Source organism: Methylococcus capsulatus, from assembly GCF_036864975.1.
Taxonomy (GTDB): domain Bacteria; phylum Pseudomonadota; class Gammaproteobacteria; order Methylococcales; family Methylococcaceae; genus Methylococcus.
Window position 1 is genome coordinate 467,522 of record NZ_CP104311.1, and the last position, 18,926, is coordinate 486,447.

An 18,926-nucleotide genomic window follows, 5' to 3' on the forward strand; every position below is an offset into this window, starting at 1 on the left:
CTACTCAGCCCCGCGGATGGAAGCGGGTATGCAGTTCCTTGAGCCGCTCCTGGGCGACATGGGTATAGATCTGGGTGGTCGACAGGTCGCTGTGTCCGAGCAGCATTTGCACGACGCGGAGATCCGCGCCGTGATTCAGCAGATGGGTCGCGAAGGCATGACGCAGGGTATGGGGGGACAGCGGCTTGGAAATCCCGGCCTGCCCGGCGTAACGCTTGATGAGATGCCAGAAGGCCTGGCGCGTCATCGCCCCCCCCCGGTCAGTGACGAACAGGAAATCACTCTGCCTGCCCTTCAGGGTGACCGGCCGCACTTTGTCGAGATAGCGCTCCAGCCAGTCCAACGCCTCCTCGCCGACAGGCACCAGCCGGTCCTTGTCCCCCTTGCCACTGACCCGGACCACCCCTTGTCGCAGACTGATTTGGCCGAAGCTCAAGCCGACCAGCTCGGAGACGCGCAAACCGGTGGCATAGAGCATTTCCAACATGGCCCGGTCGCGGAAGCCCAGCGGCGTCTCGACGTCAGGCGCGGCCAACAGAGCTTCGACCTCCGACTCTGTCAGTGTGTCGGGAAGGGAACGGCCCAGCTTCGGCGGAGCTATCAAGGCACAAGGATCACCGGCGATCTCTCCCCGTCGCAGTCGGTACGCACAGAAATGCCGGATGGAGGAAAGTACGCGCGCCGAAGTCCGGCTCTTGCTTTTCTGAGTGTACCTCCAGCCCAGATAAGCCTCGACGTCTTCCCCGGTCAGCGCAGTCAGCTCCGCACGCCCGTTCTTCGCCAGCCAGGCCGCGAACAGACTGAGATCGCTCCCGTAGGCCTTGAGGGTATTATGGCTCAAACCCTCTTCCACCCAGAGCGACTCGATGAAGCGCCGGATCGTCAAACGGTCGGCCTCGCGGATTTCCCCGGCATCGGGTAGAGCCTCGTTCACAGTCTCCCCATCAAAAACAAAGGGCGGAAAAACCGCCCTTCATTCTCATTGACCGATCCGGCTGCGCAAACGACCCGCGATCCGTCAGATCTTTTCCTTGATGCGGGCCGCCTTGCCGGCACGGTCACGCAGATAGTACAGCTTCGCTCGCCGCACGTCGCCGCGCCGCTTGACCTGGATTTCCTCGACCTGCGGACTGTAGGTCTGGAACACGCGCTCCACGCCTTCGCCATGGGAGACCTTGCGCACAGTGAAAGCGGAGTTGTAGCCGCGGTTGCGCTTGGCGATGACGATGCCTTCGAAAGCCTGCAGACGCTCGCGGTTGCCTTCCTTAACCTTCACTTGCACCACGACGGTATCGCCGGGGCCGAACGCCGGAATGGTCTTGCCGCTCATCCATTCGGATTCGAGCTGTTGAATGATATTCATGAAACTAACCTCTATTCTTTTGAGTTTCTAATTCCCGCTTGAACTCATCCAGGAGCTCATTCTGCTCCGGAGTCATCACCCGGCAGGCCAGCAAATCCGGCCGCTTGAGCCATGTTTTCCCCAGTGCCTGCTTCAGGCGCCAGCGCCCGATCGCGGCATGGTTGCCGCTTTGCAACACCGCGGGAACGCCCCGCCCCGCCACCCGTTCCGGCCGGGTGAAGTGCGGATGATCCAGCAAACCCTCGGCATGAGACTCCTGCTCCGCCGATTCCGCGTCGCCCAGCACGCCCGGCAGGAGGCGCACCACCGCGTCGAAGACGACCAGGGCCGGCAGTTCGCCGCCGCTCAACACGTAATCTCCGATCGACCACTCTTCGTCGATCTCGGTTTCGATGAGACGCTCGTCCACGCCTTCGTAGCGTCCCGCCACCAGGATCAGGCCCGGGGCCGCTGCGAACCTGCGCACCGCCGCTTGATCGAGCCGGCTGCCCTGTGGACTCATGAGCACGACCCGCGCCCCCGGGGCCGCCTGCCCCTTCGCCGCATGAATGGCATCCCGCAAGGGCTCCACCTTCATCACCATGCCGGGACCACCGCCGTAAGGCCGGTCGTCCACGGTGCGATGACGGTCGTGGGTGTAATCCCGGGGGTTCCACACATCGAGGGAGACCTTGCCGGCGGCGAGCGCCCGCCCGGTGACACCGTACCGCGCCGCATCCCGGACCATCTCCGGGAACAGGGTCACGATGTCGAAACGCATGCAGCCACCCGCTACTTCAGAATCCGGGATCCCAGTCCACTACCATCCGCGACTCCTCCAGATTCACGGATTTGACGAATTCGCCCTGCACAAACGGCAACAGCCGCTCGCGGTCGCCCCGCACCACCAGCACATCGTTGGCACCGGTTTCCATCACGTCGACGATCTCGCCCAAGGCCACCCCTTCCAGGTTGACCACCTTCAAGCCGATCAGGTCGATGCGGTAATATTCGCCCGGCGCCGGCGGCGGCAGTTGGCTCCGGCGGACCGTCACTTCGAAGCCCTTCAGCGCCTCGGCCTGTTCACGCGTATCCACGCCCTGCAGCCGCACGATCACGGTGTTGCCGTGTTCACGACCTTCCAGGACATCGGCCGTGCGCTCGACATCACCCCGCCGCAATGTCCAAGGGCGGTAACCGACCAAATTGACGGGAGGATCGGTGAAGGAAACGGCCTTGACCCAGCCTCTCACGCCAAAGGCGCCGGCGACCCGACCCACCACGACGGCCGGATCGTTGCCGGAACTTCCTGGCATCAAGCCTGTTGCTGCTTTTTGAATTCCTTGATCAGCGAAATAACCCGATCCGAAGCCTTGGCGCCGGTACCGATCCAGTACTCGATACGGCCTTCATCCAGCCGCAACCGCTCTTCCTGGCCCCGTGCAATCGGATTGAAGAACCCCACGCGCTCAATGTAACGGCCATCACGCTTGCTGCGGCTCTCCGCAACCACGACGTGATAAAAAGGACGCTTCTTCGCGCCGCCACGCGCCAACCGAATGCTTACCATGCCTTTGCCTCTAGTCAAACCGTACGGAGAAAAACCTGTATTGTATGCGATCCTGAGGAATTGTGAAGCCCTGCCGCCCCTCTCGGTCCGCTGCAAAATACAAGGGCGGGAAAGAAAAACCCGGTCACCATCTGGCACCGGGCTTATTCTGAACTGGCGGAGAGAGAGGGATTCGAACCCTCGATGCAGCTTTTGACCGCATACTCCCTTAGCAGGGGAGCGCCTTCAGCCTCTCGGCCATCTCTCCAGGGAAAACGGGAAAGGAATCAATCGCTGTCCTGCTCGGGACCGGCCTGCTGCTCTTTCTTGATTCTTTCGTAAATCTCTTCGCGATGAACGGACACGTCTTTCGGCGCATTGACTCCGATGCGCACTTGATTTCCCTTCACACCCAAAACAGTGACGGTCACATCATCACCAATCATCAGGGTTTCACCCACTCTACGAGTCAAAATCAGCATAAACCCTTCCTTTGTCCATTGCCCACACCAAGTTGACAAGAGCCGCGGCTGCCGCGCTGCCAACCCCCACCCGTCAGGCGCGATCAATCTACCAGATGATCAATTTTAGCAGCTTTCGGTCAAAGGATAAAGATTCGGCCGATTCCGGGTTCAAACCGCTTCCGGCTCGCGATCAAGATTGAATGCCTCGTGCAGGGTACGCACCGCCAGCTCGAGGTATTTTTCGTCCACGACGATGGAAATCTTGATTTCAGAAGTCGATATCATCCGTATGTTGATACCTTCCCAAGCCAGGGCTTCGAACATCCGGGCGGCAATCCCGGCATGCGAGCGCATCCCCACGCCCACCAGCGATACCTTCACGATCTTGTCGTCTCCCGCCACTTCGCGCGCACCCAGGGCCGTGCAAGTCGCCTGCAAGATGTCGAGCGCCTTGCGGTAATCGTTGCGATGGACAGTAAATGTGAAATCGGTCGTCGCGTCCTCTGAGACGTTCTGGACGATCATGTCCACTTCGATGTTGGCATGGGCGACGGGCCCTAGGATCTGGTACGCCACGCCCGGCTTGTCCGGTACGCCCTTGACGGTCAGTTTCGCTTCGTCGCGATTGAAGGCGATACCGGAGATCAAAGGTTTTTCCACACTTGCTTCCTCGTAAGTAATCAATGTGCCGGGACCGGCTGAAAAACTGGACAATACTCTCAAGGGGACGTTGTATTTGCCGGCGAATTCGACTGAACGAATCTGCAGCACCTTGGACCCCAGGCTCGCCATTTCGAGCATTTCCTCGAAGGTGATGCGGTCCAGCCGGCGCGCTTTCGGTTCGATCCTTGGGTCAGTGGTATAGACGCCATCCACGTCAGTATAAATCAGGCATTCGTCCGCCTTGAGTGCAGCGGCGAGGGCGACCGCGGTGGTATCGGACCCGCCCCGCCCCAAGGTGGTGATGTCACCCGCCTCGGTGATCCCCTGGAAACCCGCCACAACGACCACGCGTCCGGCCGCGAGATCACTGCGGATGCGGTCGGTATCGATATCGAGGATGCGCGCCTTGGTGTGTGCATCGTCGGTGAGGATCCTCACCTGCCCACCGGTGTAAGAACAGGCCGGGCACCCTGCCGCCTCCAGCGCCATGCTCAGCAGAGCGATCGTGACCTGCTCGCCGGTGGCCAGCAGCACATCCATTTCACGGGTACTGGGCCTTTCGTGCATTTCATGCGCCAGCGCCACCAGCCGGTTGGTTTCGCCGCTCATGGCGGACACCACGACGATGATGTCGTCGCCCCGGCTGCGCGCCTGAATAACGTTGTTCGCGACATGCTTGATCCGCTCCGGCGAGCCGACCGAGGTGCCACCGTATTTGTGTACAAATAAAGCCATGGTCGATGTCTGTTACGTTCGAATCTCCAAGAGGCTAGGCATTGAGCACACGCCGCACCCACTCCGGAACGCCGTCAAGGGCGCTCTGCAATTCCTCCGGCCTATTGCCGCCCGCTTGGGCCAGGTCCGGCCGCCCGCCACCCTTGCCGCCGACGCGAATCGCCACGCTGTTGACCAAATCGCCGGCGTGGATACGCCCGATCTGGTCCTTGGTCACACCGGCGACGAGGCAGACCTTCTCGCCTTCCACCGCCGCCAGAATGATGGCGGCGCTGCGCAGCTTGTCCTTGAGCTGGTCCACCAGTTCGCGCAGCGTTTTGGCATCCGCATCGTCGACACGTGCAGCCAGCACTTTGACACCTGCAATGTCGACCGCCCGGGACACCAGGTCGGCACCCGCCGCGCCGGCCGCCTTGGCCCTCAGCCGTTCCAGCTCTTTCTCCAGCGCCCGGTTCCTCTCGAACATTTGCTCGAGCCGATCTTCCAGTGTATCGCGACCGGCTTTCATGCGGTCCGCCAATCGTTGCAGCAAGCGTTCCGTCGCCTCGACCGCCTCCACTGCAGCCGCCCCGGTGACGGCTTCGATACGGCGCACGCCGGCGGCGACGCCGCTTTCGCTCACGATCTTGAACAGGCCGATATCGCCGGCACGGCGGGCGTGGATGCCACCGCACAACTCGGTGGAAAAATCACCGATCTTGAGCACCCGCACCTCGTCACCGTATTTTTCGCCGAACAGCGCCATGGCACCGAGCTTCATCGCGGCATCCTTGGCCATGACCTCTGCGGTGACTTCGGCATTGCGACGGATTTCCCTGTTGACCAGACGCTCGATTTCGTCGAGCTGCGCAGGAGTGACAGGCTCGAAATGCGAAAAATCGAACCGCAGCCGTTCGGGGTCGACGAGGGACCCTTTCTGCGTGACATGCTCGCCCAGCACTCGCCGCAGCGCGGCATGCAGCAGGTGCGTGGCGGAGTGGTTCAACGCGGTGGCCTGGCGCAGGGATTGCTCCACTTCGGCCCGGCAGGCCGCCCCCCGAAGCAGGACCCCCTCGCGCAGCGTTCCCCGATGCAGGATCAGGTCGTTGCCCTGCTTGCGGGTGTCCGCCACCTCGAACACCGCCTCGTCGCTGCGGATCACGCCGCGGTCACCCACCTGGCCGCCGGATTCGGCATAGAACGGCGTCTTTTCCAGCACGACCACACCGTCATCGCCGGCCTCCAGCCGGTCCACGGCTTGACCGTCACGCAGCAGCGCCACGATCCGCGTGTCTTCGACAGCACTGCGGTAACCGGTGAATTCGCACGCCATGTCGAGATGGATCTCCTGCGAATAGTCCACGCTGAAATGGCTGGCTGCCCGGGCCCGCTCGCGCTGGGCTTCCATGGCCCGCTCGAATCCGGCCATGTCGACCTTAAGGCCGTGTTCGCGCGCCACATCCGCGGTCAGATCGACCGGGAAGCCGTAGGTGTCGTAGAGCTGGAACGCTGTGTCGCCCGGTATCACCGTACCGCTCAGGTCATGCATGGCGACCTCGAGTATCTTCATGCCCTGCTCCAGCGTCTCGGCGAAACGCTCCTCCTCTTTGTTGAGAACCTGTTCGACCCGCTGGCGAGCGGCGACCAGCTCGGGGTAGGCCTGGCCCATTTCCGCGCAGAGCGGCCCGACCAGCTTGTGGAAGAACGGCTCGCGGATACCGAGCTTGTAGCCATGGCGGATCGCCCGGCGGATGATCCGGCGCAGGACGTAACCCCTCCCTTCGTTGGATGGAAGTACACCATCGGTGACCAGGAAGGCGCAGGAGCGGATGTGATCGGCGATCACCCGCAGCGAACTCTGGTCGAGATCGGCCGTACCGGCCAGCTCGGCCGCCGCCTTGACCAGATTGCGGAACAGGTCGATGTCATAATTGTTGTGCACCCGCTGCATTACCGCCGCGAGCCGCTCCAAGCCCATGCCGGTATCTACCGAAGGCTTGGGTAGGGGCGTCAGCGTCCCGTCGGCGGCGCGCTCATACTGCATGAACACCAGGTTCCAGATTTCGACGTAGCGGTCGCCGTCTTGTTCCGGTGTTCCCGGGGGGCCACCGGCGACGGAGGGGCCGTGGTCGTAGAAAATCTCGCTGCAGGGTCCGCAGGGACCGGTGTCACCCATGGACCAGAAATTGTCGGACGAGGCGATACGAGTGAAGCGGCTGGGGTCGACACCGATCTCTTCCAACCAGATCCGCTCCGCTTCCTTGTCCTCGGCATATACCGTGATCCATAGCCGCTCGGGAGGCAGCATGAGCGCCTCCGTCAGGAACTCCCACGCGTAGACGATCGCTTCGCGCTTGAAATAGTCGCCGAAGCTGAAATTGCCCAGCATCTCAAAGAAGGTGTGATGACGCGCCGTGTAACCGACGTTCTCCAGATCGTTGTGTTTGCCGCCGGCGCGTACGCAGCGCTGCGCGCTGGCCGCGCGCGCATAGGGGCGGTGCTCGCGCCCCAGGAATACATCCTTGAACTGCACCATGCCGGCATTGGTGAACAGGAGGGTGGGATCGCTGGCGGGCACCAGCGAACTGGAGGCCACGATGGTATGGCCGCGGTCTGCGAAGAATTTCAGGAATCGGGCGCGTAATTCCGCACTGGTCATGCTCGGTTTACCAAGGTCTTCAATCAATGTCCGGGTATTCGCCGCCCAGTCCCAGACGCTCGAAAAAATCCCGGATCTGGGAGGACGTGAAACCCCGTTGCGCGAGAAATCTCGCCCGTGACGCCCGCTCTCGAGGCGTCGTCATCACAAGTTTTCCGCGATATTTTTTCGTGTAGACACGATCCATGTCGCTCATCCAGTCTTGCGGAGCCGCAAGGTCGGCATCGACGCCGCGCAGGCGCAGCTCGTGCCGAATCCGGTTGACACCGTATCCTTTCGCCTGACGGGCACGGACGAAGCTTTCGGCGAAACGGTCGTCGCTCTGCCATCCCCGGTCCGAGCATTCGGCCAGAACGGTTTCTATCGTCGGGGAGTCAAAACCCCGGGCGGCGAGCTTGCGCTCGAGTTCGAGCCGGCTGTGCTCGCGCCGCGCCAAGAGCCGCAGGCAAACCGCGCGGGCGGCTTCGAGCGTGTCTTCGGTTTCGTTCAGAACCCGCTCTCTTCCACCACCGAGCGCTCCAGGGACACCGCATGCTTCAGCCCCGCCAGCGCCTTCTCGCGGACGGCCGCCTCGATGGCGGCCGCAACCTCCGGATGCTCCTTGAGATAGATCCGGACGTTGTCCTTGCCCTGGCCGATGCGGTCGCCGCCGTAGCTGTACCAGGAGCCGGACTTCTGTACGATGTCGTGGTTCACGCCGAGGTCGATCAGTTCGCCCTCACGCGAGACGCCCTCGCCGTAGAGAATCTCGAAGTCGGCAGTGCGGAACGGGGGAGCCACCTTGTTCTTTACGACCTTGACGCGGGTTTCATTCCCGATCACCTCGTCGCCGTTCTTGATCGCACCCGAACGGCGGATGTCCAGCCGCACCGAGGCGTAGAACTTGAGCGCGTTACCGCCGGTGGTGGTCTCCGGGTTGCCGAACATCACGCCGATCTTCATGCGGATCTGGTTGATGAAGATCACCAGAGTGTTGGAGCGCTTGATGTTGGCGGTCAGCTTGCGCAACGCCTGTGACATCAGCCGGGCCTGCAGGCCCATGTGCGAATCGCCCATTTCACCTTCGAGTTCGGCCTTGGGCGTCAGTGCCGCCACCGAGTCGATCACTACGACGTCCACGCCGCCGGAACGCACCAGCATGTCCGCGATTTCCAGCGCCTGCTCGCCGGTATCCGGCTGGGAGACCAGCAGCTCGTCAAGGTTCACTCCGATCTTTTCGGCATAAACCGGATCCAAGGCATGTTCGGCATCCACGAAGGCCGCCACGCCACCGGTCTTCTGCGCCTGGGCGATGACCTCCAGAGTCAGCGTCGTCTTGCCCGAGGATTCCGGCCCATAAATCTCTACGATGCGGCCGCGCGGCAAACCGCCGCAGCCCAGCGCGATGTCCAGCGCCAGGGAACCGGTGGAAATCACGTCGATGTCCCGGACCGCCGCGACATCGCCCATGCGCATCACCGATCCCTTGCCGAACTGTTTCTCGATCTGGGAAAGAGCGGCACCCAAGACCTTACGTTTGTTCTCGTCCATCCGGGTTACTGCATCGAAAGTGGAAATCGACATTATTTCATAGCGGCCATTTCGGGCATAGTCCGCAGCCGCTTTTCGGCGTGCACGATGTAGACCGGACCGGCACTGGAAAGGCGTGACTCGACGAGGGTGAGACGGTCCACGACCCAGGTCACGGGTCGCTTCAATAACATGGCGGACCAGACCGCCTCGGCCTTGCGCGCCAGCGTCAGATGTGGCCGGAACGGTCGCCGCTCGATGGGGAATCCCGCCTGACTCAGCTTCGAATTCAGGATTCCGACCAGTTCGAGCAGAAGCGGTGGGGTGGCGCTTGCGCCCAGACATAACACCCGGTTACGCTGCCAGTATTCCAGCCGGTCCAGCGCCAGCTCGAACCGCGGCAGATCAAGTTCCTCCATCATCACGGTCAGCGCCGGCAAACGTTCTGCCGGCACCGCCCCCAGAAACGCCAGAGTAAGATGGAGCTTGTCCGGGTGCACCCAGCGGCCTTTGACTGTCTGGTGGACGGGGCGAACCAGCTTACCCAAGGACTCACGAACACAGGCGTCCGGCCAGATCGCAAAAAATAGCCGCAGCGGCGGCTCAAGAGGAGCCTGTGCAGACATCGATCAGTCCTTCCAGGGCCGCCATCACGGCTTGCCGCCGCACCGACTCCCGGTCACCCTCGAACCGGAAACACCGCGTGACGGGCGCCGCTCCCCGCAACTGCCAAGCCAGCCAGACGGTCCCCACCGGCTTGTCCGGACTGCCCCCGTCGGGCCCTGCGATGCCGCTGACCGCCACCGCGCAGTCGGCCCGGCTGTGCGCCAGCGCCCCGCCGACCATGGCTGCCACGGTCTCCGCACTCACCGCCCCGCGCGTGGCGATCACCTCGGCCGGCACGCCGAGCAGCTCCTGCTTGGATTCGTTGCTATAAGTCACGAAGCCGCGCTCGAACCAGCGCGAGCTGCCGGGGATGGACGTCACACACTGGGCGATCCAGCCTCCGGTGCACGATTCGGCCGTGACCAGACGGCAGCCCCTATCTTGCATCTGTCGGCCGACCTTCCCGGCCAGCGCGTACAAATCCTCATTGCCCCGCGTGCCCACTGCGCCTCCCATCTCGCCAGACAGTGACCGACATCCAGCCGTTTGCCGAGGACTCCGGAACGGCCACTGGCATAGCCTACGCCGATCGGAAGCGAGCGCACAGCCCAGCCGTGAGTGCTGAGCCTAAATCCCTTATTCTGTCATTCCGTATGGGGCCCGAACTCCAGCGTCCAGAGCCATCCCCAGAACCCGATCGATTGTCCGTTCCGTCCAATTCACGCCGGGGCATCGCGCGTTGGACCTAGCGGCCCGGTCTCCAGCCAGCCCAAAACGGCTTCGATCGTCCAAGCCGGGTCATCCAGCGGCAGATCGTGTCCCGCGTCCGGATGCATTTTCAACGGCAATCCCCAGTGCCGTGCAATGGCTTCGGAACATTCCGGACTGACCAGCCGGTCGTCCCGGCTGGCGAGCAGGAAGGCTGGAACGGCGGGCGCATCGGCGGAGGGGCGATAGCGGGCCGCGGCCCAGAGCTGGCGGAATACGTTGGCCCGCCGGATCGGATGCTCCCGGTAAGCGTTGACCCGCGACTGGACGCGGGACGGATCGTCAGCGGCGAACCGGCTGGTAAGGCGGAGGATGGCCCGCTCCCTCGCGGCAACGTCGGCCGTCAGCAGCGCTCGCACCAGTTCCGGCCAGACGCGCCAGTTCAGGCGATGGTACAGCGGACTCAGACTGCTCAGGCTGGTGTTGATCAGCACGGCGCCGGCGATTTCACAGGGATGGCGTGCGATCCATTCGAGGGCAACCATCGCCCCGAGGGACAGGGCCAGAAGATAGCGCGGCATGCCGGCACTGGTTCCGAGTTCGGCGCGGGCGAACTCCATCGCCTCCCGTATGGAAAGCGGGCTGTCCAGACGCCAGTGCCGGCCATTGCCGGGCAGGTCGATCGTACGGACGCAGGCATTCGGCACGGCGCGGGCGAACATGTGCGGAAACTCGTCCCAATGTGCGCTTTCCCGGACCAGCCCGCGGATGAACACCCATTCCGCCGGCCCGGTCGTCTTAGACATACCAGTAGTCCAGACCCTGCTGCATGAGCCGGTGCCGCTCGCCGCGATCCAGGCCGGTCCACGGCCCAGGCGATCGCACCGCCCGGTAAAGCAGGTCGAACAGGAACAGATGGCGACGCAGGGTGCGGCGCACGCGGTGCGGCATGCGCGGATTAAATACGCCCAGAATGGAGAACAACTGGCTCCAGTTCTTCCTGATCCAGGCCCAGGAGCCCAGCTCCAGCGTGAAAGGGATGAACTGGCCGTCCGGCTGTACTTCCCGATAGCAGTCGTAAAGGTAATCCCACAAATCACCGTGGGCGAGGTACTGGCGGGACTGCGGCTCCATGCAATAGACGTGGTTGGGATGGGTGCGGTCGAGCAGGTGTTTGAGCGCCACCGCTTCCGGCAGGTTCGGAAACGGCTCCCGCGTCTTCGCATAAGGAAACCAGAGTCGGTCGATCCGGCCATAGCCCGAGTGGACGTCCACGCTCAGGGCGATGCGTGCCGGAAAGATTTCCCGCCGCACGAAGTCGCACAATGCCTGCGCTTCGGTTTGCATCGGTGCATCGGCGGCACCCTGGTACCAGGGCAGGCTCGGCGACAGCCGCTGGCCCGCGAACAGATGCCAGCGCGAAAGCCCCTCTGCCTGCACCGGCGCGTTGCGCATGAGGTCGACGAATTCGCCATTGGAACGGCGCTTCAGATACATTCCGACGGGATTGACCAGCGGCACCATCAACAGCCGGGTCTTCCGCAGCATCTCCCGGGTCACCTCGTCCCAGCGGGCGAGTTCCAGGATGGTGCGCAGATAGGCGATCACCACACGGGTACCGATGCGTTCGAGACCGTGCACGCCGCCGAACAGCGCCAGCGCCGGCGTGGCAGGATCGGTCGGCCCGAAGCTGATTGCAAGCAATGGGAAGCTTTCCTCGCCATGGCGCAACCACGCCAGGGTTTCGACCCGGCCGAGCTCCGGGAACTCCTTCAGATGTTCCACCAGCAGCAGAATCTCGCGCAGCTCCGGCAGACCGCGCAACAGGTTGCGCGTGAGCGGCACGGCGTCGTTTTCGGTCCGGAAGAGCTGCTCGTGGGATGCGATCATGGCGCGGGCATTGTAGCCGTCCGAAGGCGGGGGTCAACCGAATGGCGGGATCGGGCCTCATGGCATGCCGGAGCAGCTGACGTTAGAATCTGCATCCCACGACGCCCCTGCTCTCCATGATCTTGCACCCTTCCCTATTTAAGCCGGGGCGAAGCCCCCTCCTTCTGGCCATCCTCCTGCTGCTGCCGCTCACGGTCCGCGCCAAAGATGCGATGCGCGAAACCGAACTGCCTGCAGCGATCGACAACGAACTCACCTATCTGCTGGATTTCGTCGGCAAGAACCGGCTCGATCCCCACCGCTTCGATACCGCCCGCATCGGCCGGCTCCTCGATTTCATCGAAAGCCCCAAGAAAGACGACTGGATATACCGCGCCGGGGAGCGCGAGGGCGCAACTTCCGCCTACTACGAGTCGGACATCCGCCGCAGCCTGGACCACCTTCTGCGCCTGACCTACAGCAACGACATCCCTTCGGTGTTCACCGCCCCCTCCACCGTGCGCACCGAGCATTGGACCGCGGTCGACGCGCCGGGACAAAAGCTGCCGGCACTGTGGATCCAGCCGGCCACGCCGGACAAGCCGGTCGTGGTTACCGGAATGGAACACTTGGTCAATTCCCCGGACAGCCACTCCGGCGCCTATTACGAATACGACCTGTACCGCACCCTCATCCTGACCCGGGTGGGCGGGCGCAAGCTCTTGATCAGCCTCTCCAGCCAGACCGGCGAGTCCAGGGTCGGGCGCAAGGGCATCATCGTAGGACCGGACGACAACTGGGACTATCTCTACACCGACCAGACCGGCCTGAACCGCACAGGACTCGGCTGGGCCAACACCTATATGTACGGCTCGCAATCGGTGGCATTCTACCTCGAAACCGGCGACACCCCGCCGAAAACGCGTTTCGGAGTGTTCAAATGGATCCGGGCCGGCTGGGCCGGCATCAACGTGGTCAACAGCCAACACATCTTCAGCGGCCTGCGACGCTTCGGCGAGGTGTTCAGGCAGATCGCCGAGCATCCGCGCACCGACGACACCATGGCACTGGCCCGGGACTTCCACGCCGTGTCACGCCTGCCGCTGGCCCGCCTGAAGCGGCTCGCACAGAACTACCTCACCGCATTGCGGAAGCGCTGCGAAGAGGAAGGACTGCTCGCCGATGGCGAGGTACAGGCCCTCTTTAGCGCCGGGCACTACCTGGAATCACTGAACCGGGACGACATGGAATCCATCCTGGCCATTGAGTACGCCAAACAGATGCTCGGCAAACCACATTACATCGACCTCGCGGACGAGTTCGCACTGACACGGTAATACACATCGCATCGGCATGAAGGCAAAAAAGCATTCGTCATCCTCCGGCAATCGTCCTGTAACGGCCGATTGCTAGCATTCTTGGTTCATTTCAACCCAAGGTAGAAGAACCATGCCCAAGACATTGCTGTCTCAAAGCCTTGCCCCGGCGCTGTTCGCCGCGACAGTCTGCCATGCCGGTACAGACCTCATCGCCATCGGCACCGTCGACCCGGCTTCCTCCGACCGGGCGCCTCGAACCCACGCTCCTTTGGAAAACGGCGTCAGCGGCAACCTCCTCGGCGGCCTGGGCTCCGGGCTGGCCTGGGCCGGCGGCCCCCTGTTCATCGCCGCTCCCGATCGCGGCCCGAACGCCACGCCCTACAACCCGCTAGTGGACGACACCACCTCCTACATCAACCGCTTCCATACCCTCCATTTCCGGCTCAAGCGCAACAGCAGTGGCTCGGGTCTCCCGTTCATCCTGAAACCCGAGCTGCTCTCCACCACGCTCCTCGCCAGCACGACGCCGCTCGTCTATGGAACCGGCGCCCTCGGCACCGATACCAGCCATACCCTGGGAAGTGGAGCGCCGACATTGAACGGCAGACGCAGCTTCTATTTCAGCGGCCGCTCGGACAATTTCGAGCCCGCCGCCCCCTCGACCAATCCCGACAACGGCAGGCTGGACCCGGAAGGCATCCGCATCTCCAATGACGGTCGCAGCGTATTCGTCTCCGACGAATACGGCCCCTACGTTTACCAGTTCGACCGTATCAGCGGTAAACGGATCAAATCGTTCACTCTGCCAGACCACTTCGCCGTCACGACCCTGAGCCCCAGAGGCGCTGACGAAATCGCCGGCAACACCGCAGGGCGCATCGCCAACAAAGGCATGGAGGGCCTGGCCATCACACCGGACGGCAAGACCCTGGTTGGCATCATGCAGACCAACCTGGCGCAGGACAAAAAGAACAGCGTCCGTATCATCACACTCAGCATCGCGAGCGGCATGACCCACGAGTACGCCTACCGGCTGACGGAAGGCTCCGGCGTCAGTGAAATCCTCGCGATCAACAATCACGAATTCCTGGTGGACGAACGCGACGGCAAGGGACTGGGCGACGACAGCGCCGCCAAGGTCAAAAAGCTGTTCAAGATCGACCTCGCCGGCGCCGCCGACGTGAGTGGAATCAGCGGCGATCTGTCCGCCTACGCCGTCCCCAAAACCCTGTTCCTGGATTTCAAGGCCGCCCTGGTCGACGCCGGCATCAGCGCCTACGACATCCCATCCAAGATCGAAGGCATCGCATTCGGCCCGGATGTCATGATCGACGGCCGGAAGCGACACACGCTGTTCGTCGCCAACGACAACGACTTCCTGCCAAGCATCACCGACTCCTATCACCCCAACGGCGTCGCCAATCCGAACAATTTCTATGTGTTCGCCTTTGACGATGTCGACCTGGGCACCGACGCGGGAGGAAAGCCGACGGTGTTCCAGAAACAGAAAATCCTCGAAGCTTCCTTCCGGTAATCCCGCGGTAGCGGGAGGCGCTCCGCTGCCAGGCGGCGCGTCTCCTCGGCTTGGCTCCGGATCCGATCGGGTCCGGCTTGCGTGATCAGCCTCGGCTCAAACCTCTTACCGCTGTTGTCTCCTTATGTGGCAATCTGCGTGATCAAATGCCTGATGCGAAAGAAAAGGGAATCGAAAGAACCACCCGTGCGAAGTTCATCGATGCGGTGCTGTTTACGTCTTTGGCACTTTGGTATCGCCCTCGGCATGCGGCGGAATTCAAAGCGAGGCAACGGCAGTGGCCATACTAAAACGCACCTCTAACCTGTCAGTCGAGAGGGACTGCGCAAAAGCGAGCAGCCCCTCACTTCTAGCCCCCGATAAGAGGCGCGAGCAAAGTCCTCCCGCTGAACGGGCTGTTTGTTGGAATAATCGGTTCGCTCAACGAGCCGGGTTCAACGCGGGATGCGCGCCGGCGTCCGACTTGGGCCAGCTTGGCGAGTTGTTCGACGGGCTGGCCGGCGATCAGGCCTTCGATCATGGCGCGAGCGGAAACACCGTCGATATCGGCCACCACCGCGCCCAGCTTGATGCCAGCATCGTCGAGTAGCTTATGCAGGCGATTCTTTTCACTGGCCTGCATCTGGCTGAGCTTCTGCCGGTAGCGGGAGACCGGCCGCAGTTCGCGCAGGTCCTTGGGCGGAATGAAGCTGGGACGGACCAGCCCGAAACGGCCCAGTTGCGCCAGCCATTGCGAGTCGGCGATATCGGTCTTGCGACCGGGAACAGTCTTCACATGACGGGCATTGACCCCTTGGGCGGGAATGCCGGCCGCCTCCAGTGCGGCGTAGATGCTTTTCCAATAGATCCCGGTGCTTTCCATGATGACTCGTTCCACGCCCAAAGATTGCAACCAGGCCACCCACTCGCGCACATCACGCTTAAAGCCTGTGAATTGGCGTTGTTGTTTGGACAGGCTACCGTCGGCCTGTTCCATCCACACGGTGAGGACATACAGCATGCGATGCACATCCAGACCGGCAACACAGCGATAGAGGGGTTTCATAGCGGACCTCCCAGGATTAGACTGCGATCATGGAAGACAGCGGGCATGCCAGTCCCGACGGCTTGCGTCCAAACCACTGGCGCAGCTCACTTTGACCTAAGCGTTCTCAAAAGAACCATCGGGGGTGCGATGGGGCCAGGCAGAATCGGGTTAGGCGTCGGGGTCGGACCACCAAACGTACAACGATCTCTTGTCCGCCATCTTCCAACCTCAAGGATGGCACGAATTCACACCGGCTTTCATGCTCAGGGGCGAGCGGGAAGCCGATCATGATTGGTTAGGTGTTACGTCCAGGACGATCCTATAGACGAAAGGCGTTATCCGTTATTCTATGCGCGAGCGCTGTTGACGGCGCATTTCGCGCCATCATGTGATATCGACGTAAGAGAGTCCGTCCCATGCAGATCGCTCTGCATAAACCAGCCCGCACGACACCCGCCGTACGTGCGGAGATCGCGCAAAGCGAGGATCCCATCCGGGTGTTGGCGCGCCGGTACACCGTGACGGAGGCCACCGTCCGCCAGTGGAAATCGCGCACGGCGTTCAACGACCGGTCGCCCACGGCGCAGCGCCTGCAAACCACGCTGATCCCGGCGCAAGAAGCCCTTGTGGTGTATCCAGGGCCGTTCAATGCTGAAAAATTGCTGCAAGAAGTCGGGATTTTCAAAGAGGTTCCCGTTGTCCGCCCTGAAACAAAGCCTGCTGGCCATTCCGGATCATCGCCGTGCCCAAGGGCGGCTGTTCGACCGGCCACATAGGCTCCTTTTCAGCATCTTGGCGATCCTGAGCGGCGCGAAGTCCTACCGGCGTATGCAATCAGTTCCTGTACACCCATCCGGCGGCTTTGAACCCGGCCTACGGTTGCCGGTGGCGGCGCACGCCGGTTTACCGTTCGATCCGCTATGCCTTGCAGGGCTTGGATGTGCAAGCCCTGGCGCCGCAGTTTCGCGCCCATGCCGCGCGCTTGGCCGAAGGGGCGGCGGTGATTGCGCTCGACGGCAAGACCTTGCGCGGCAGCCTGGACCGTTTCGAGGACCGCAAGGCCGCCCGGGTGCTCAGCGCCTTCGCCACCGAAGAGCGGATCGTGCTGGGCCAGATCCTGATCGAGGATGCGGGCAAGGACCATGAAATCCAGGCGGCCCAGCGCCTCATCGAAACCTTGGGATTGAGCGGGCGGCTCTATACGCTCGATGCCCTCCACCTTCAAAAAACGGTTGAAACCGTGCTTGCCACCGGCAACGACCTCCTGGTGCAGCTCAAAGGCAATCATCCCAAGCGGCTGGCCGCGGTGCGGACGCTATGCCAGAGCCGAGCCCACGCCGAACAGCACTACACCGTCGACCAGGGCCGGCGCAACCGCATCGAACAGCGCACCCTGCGCCTGTGGCCGCTCCCGCGGGCAGCGGCGCCGAACCCTGGCACGACCACTTCCAGACCGTGATCGAGGTGCAGCGCCAGACCGAAGTGTTCAACCCCTACCGCCGCTGTTTCGAGCCCCGCCAGGAACCCCCCGCCTATTATTTGGCGACCTGCACGGCCTCGGCGGCCACGGTAGCTCAGGTCATCCGCGGCCATTGGGCCATCGAAAACCGCCTTCACCATGGGCTCGATGTCTCACTCGACGAGGACTCCAGCCGCATCCGCAAAAATCCCGGCGTCTTTGCCCTGCTGCGCCATTTCGCCTTGAACCTCTTGCGACACAATGGACAAGCCAACATCCGACAAGCCCTTTTCGACAATGCCCTCTGCCTGCAGCGGCTCTTGGACTATGAGGGGATATAGCGTTGAACAACCCTGGGCTGCACGCAGACGGAGTGATCTCAATTGGCGGCATCATCACACGCGGGGAGACACTGCAGAACTCTCTTCGTGAGATCGTTGCCGACTTCGCACGTACGCGCGGTTTAAGCCAGATAGATGCGCTTTCTGAGTATTACTCGCCAACAACCCGCCAGCGGGCTCTGATCGAGAGGGCAGTCGTAGCAAGAGGTTCATTTGAAGATGGCTGGGCCCATGTTTTCGTCTCGGATAAGTTCGGAGAAGCCACTACCCATTGGCGAAAACTTGAAGATCGTGTTCGGCGCGGTGTAGGGAATCCATGCCCGCTTTTGCTTATTGGCCTTCCGAAGGCTATTGTGGAATGAACTGGGGGAGAAAATAATGGCTGGGAAAATCTATAACATTGCGGAACCTAATCCTTCGGAAGACTTGCTCGCGAAGATGGCGGGGCAGTTTTCCACGATACTGGCAGATCCGCCCTGGCAGTTCCAGAACAAGACCGGAAAGGTGGCACCAGAACACAGACGACTGCTGCGCTATCCGACCATGGAATTGAAGGAAATCATCGAACTTCCAGTGTCCAAGTTGGCGGCTGCGCGTTCCCATCTGTACTTGTGGGTTCCGAATGCCCTTCTTCAAGAAGGGCTCAAGGTCATGGAAGCATGGGGCTTTACCTACAAGACCAACCTCGTTTGGTACAAGACGAGGAAAGACGGTGGCCCAGACGGGCGTGGGGTCGGGTTCTATTTCCGCAACGTAACGGAACTCGTTCTGTTCGGGGTACGTGGGAGCATGCGAACCCTTGGCCCTGGACGGACTCAGGTCAATCTCTTCTCGTCTCGAAAGCGGGAGCATTCAAGAAAGCCTGATCAAATCTACGATCTCATAGAGTCGTGCTCTCCGGGGCCCTACCTAGAGTTGTTTGCGAGATTTCCGCGCGAGGGTTGGAAGCAGTGGGGCAATGAAAATGTCGAGGAGAACTCATACTACGGAGTGGCGAAGCGAAAGGGGCATTCGGACCATCAGCTTAGGCTGTTGGAGTCCCCACGGGGCTATCGCGTGGAGAAATGACGCCGAATCGGGTAACCGGGGGTCTCTAACCCCCAGTCCCCACACCACCACGGCATGCGGGTCCGCTACCTTCGCGATTCACGAGAAGGGAGCAC

At 62.1% G+C, this 18,926-nt stretch carries 20 protein-coding genes, 1 tRNA gene and 1 pseudogene; 6 read left to right on the forward strand and 16 right to left on the reverse strand.

The genetic code is table 11. The annotated features are described in order from the left end of the window. Positions 1-4 precede the first annotated feature (4 nt). From xerD to N4J17_RS02190, 15 genes are all read right to left on the reverse strand, one after another. Positions 5-934 (reverse strand): site-specific tyrosine recombinase XerD, encoded by a 930-nt coding sequence (gene xerD / locus N4J17_RS02120; protein ID WP_198322257.1) that lies wholly within the window; start codon positions 932-934, stop codon positions 5-7. Between the two features lie 84 nt (positions 935-1,018). After that, positions 1,019-1,363 (reverse strand): 50S ribosomal protein L19, encoded by a 345-nt coding sequence (gene rplS, locus N4J17_RS02125; RefSeq protein ID WP_198322258.1) that lies wholly within the window; start codon positions 1,361-1,363, stop codon positions 1,019-1,021. A gap of 4 nt (positions 1,364-1,367) precedes the next feature. Next, positions 1,368-2,123 (reverse strand): tRNA (guanosine(37)-N1)-methyltransferase TrmD, encoded by a 756-nt coding sequence (gene trmD / locus N4J17_RS02130; RefSeq protein WP_198322259.1) that lies wholly within the window; start codon positions 2,121-2,123, stop codon positions 1,368-1,370. 16 nt (positions 2,124-2,139) lie between these two features. After that, complete coding sequence (rimM, locus tag N4J17_RS02135; protein WP_198322260.1) at positions 2,140-2,658, reverse strand: ribosome maturation factor RimM; 519 nt, start codon at positions 2,656-2,658, stop codon at positions 2,140-2,142. After that, a complete protein-coding gene (rpsP, locus tag N4J17_RS02140; protein ID WP_198322261.1) occupies positions 2,658-2,912 on the reverse strand; it encodes a 30S ribosomal protein S16 in 255 nt (84 codons plus the stop codon). Before rpsP ends, rimM begins: the two co-directional genes overlap by 1 nt. Positions 2,913-3,066: 154 nt before the next feature. Beyond that, positions 3,067-3,159: transfer RNA gene (locus N4J17_RS02145), tRNA-Ser, on the reverse strand. 19 nt (positions 3,160-3,178) lie between these two features. Beyond that, on the reverse strand, positions 3,179-3,373 hold the full coding sequence (gene csrA, locus N4J17_RS02150) for a carbon storage regulator CsrA (protein WP_198322262.1): 195 nt from the start codon (positions 3,371-3,373) through the stop codon (positions 3,179-3,181). A gap of 150 nt (positions 3,374-3,523) precedes the next feature. Then, positions 3,524-4,753, reverse strand: a complete 1,230-nt coding sequence (locus N4J17_RS02155; RefSeq protein WP_198322263.1) for an aspartate kinase — start codon at positions 4,751-4,753, stop codon at positions 3,524-3,526. Between the two features lie 34 nt (positions 4,754-4,787). Beyond that, complete coding sequence (alaS, locus tag N4J17_RS02160; RefSeq protein WP_198322264.1) at positions 4,788-7,391, reverse strand: alanine--tRNA ligase; 2,604 nt, start codon at positions 7,389-7,391, stop codon at positions 4,788-4,790. A 19-nt stretch (positions 7,392-7,410) separates the two neighbouring features. Beyond that, entirely contained in the window at positions 7,411-7,827 is a 417-nt protein-coding gene (locus N4J17_RS02165) for a regulatory protein RecX (RefSeq protein ID WP_198322265.1), read from the reverse strand. A gap of 50 nt (positions 7,828-7,877) precedes the next feature. Next, on the reverse strand, positions 7,878-8,921 hold the full coding sequence (gene recA, locus N4J17_RS02170; protein WP_198322266.1) for a recombinase RecA: 1,044 nt from the start codon (positions 8,919-8,921) through the stop codon (positions 7,878-7,880). A 32-nt stretch (positions 8,922-8,953) separates the two neighbouring features. Then, a complete protein-coding gene (thpR, locus tag N4J17_RS02175) occupies positions 8,954-9,526 on the reverse strand; it encodes an RNA 2',3'-cyclic phosphodiesterase (protein WP_198322267.1) in 573 nt (190 codons plus the stop codon). Continuing rightward, positions 9,504-9,953 (reverse strand): CinA family protein, encoded by a 450-nt coding sequence (locus N4J17_RS02180; RefSeq protein ID WP_255527214.1) that lies wholly within the window; start codon positions 9,951-9,953, stop codon positions 9,504-9,506. The genes thpR and N4J17_RS02180 overlap by 23 nt, the downstream gene beginning before the upstream one ends. A gap of 272 nt (positions 9,954-10,225) precedes the next feature. Continuing rightward, positions 10,226-11,020, reverse strand: coding sequence for an alpha/beta fold hydrolase (locus N4J17_RS02185; protein ID WP_198322268.1), 795 nt, complete (start codon positions 11,018-11,020; stop codon positions 10,226-10,228). Then, on the reverse strand, positions 11,013-12,104 hold the full coding sequence (locus tag N4J17_RS02190; protein WP_198322269.1) for a M14 family zinc carboxypeptidase: 1,092 nt from the start codon (positions 12,102-12,104) through the stop codon (positions 11,013-11,015). The genes N4J17_RS02185 and N4J17_RS02190 overlap by 8 nt, the downstream gene beginning before the upstream one ends. A gap of 116 nt (positions 12,105-12,220) precedes the next feature. On the opposite strand from N4J17_RS02190, the gene N4J17_RS02195 reads away from it, so the two are divergent. Continuing rightward, on the forward strand, positions 12,221-13,420 hold the full coding sequence (locus tag N4J17_RS02195; RefSeq protein ID WP_232470327.1) for a hypothetical protein: 1,200 nt from the start codon (positions 12,221-12,223) through the stop codon (positions 13,418-13,420). A 112-nt stretch (positions 13,421-13,532) separates the two neighbouring features. After that, complete coding sequence (locus N4J17_RS02200) at positions 13,533-14,936, forward strand: esterase-like activity of phytase family protein (RefSeq protein ID WP_198322270.1); 1,404 nt, start codon at positions 13,533-13,535, stop codon at positions 14,934-14,936. A 349-nt stretch (positions 14,937-15,285) separates the two neighbouring features. On the opposite strand, the gene N4J17_RS02205 is transcribed toward N4J17_RS02200, so the two are convergent. Next, positions 15,286-15,981: an IS110 family transposase gene (locus N4J17_RS02205; protein WP_198322271.1), complete on the reverse strand. Its 696-nt coding sequence runs from the start codon at positions 15,979-15,981 to the stop codon at positions 15,286-15,288. Positions 15,982-16,379: 398 nt separating this feature from the next. Here N4J17_RS02205 and N4J17_RS02210 point away from each other — a divergent pair. The 4 genes and pseudogenes from N4J17_RS02210 to N4J17_RS02225 all read left to right on the forward strand — a co-directional run. Next, a pseudogene (locus N4J17_RS02210) lies at positions 16,380-16,598 on the forward strand (IS481 family transposase); the annotation flags it as partial. Between the two features lie 227 nt (positions 16,599-16,825). Then, positions 16,826-17,422 (forward strand): ISAs1 family transposase, encoded by a 597-nt coding sequence (locus N4J17_RS02215; RefSeq protein WP_198322273.1) that lies wholly within the window; start codon positions 16,826-16,828, stop codon positions 17,420-17,422. Next, on the forward strand, positions 17,365-17,763 hold the full coding sequence (locus N4J17_RS02220) for a transposase (protein WP_198322274.1): 399 nt from the start codon (positions 17,365-17,367) through the stop codon (positions 17,761-17,763). Before N4J17_RS02215 ends, N4J17_RS02220 begins: the two co-directional genes overlap by 58 nt. Positions 17,764-18,141: 378 nt before the next feature. Further along, positions 18,142-18,831 (forward strand): MT-A70 family methyltransferase, encoded by a 690-nt coding sequence (locus N4J17_RS02225; protein ID WP_198322276.1) that lies wholly within the window; start codon positions 18,142-18,144, stop codon positions 18,829-18,831. Positions 18,832-18,926 lie beyond the last annotated feature (95 nt).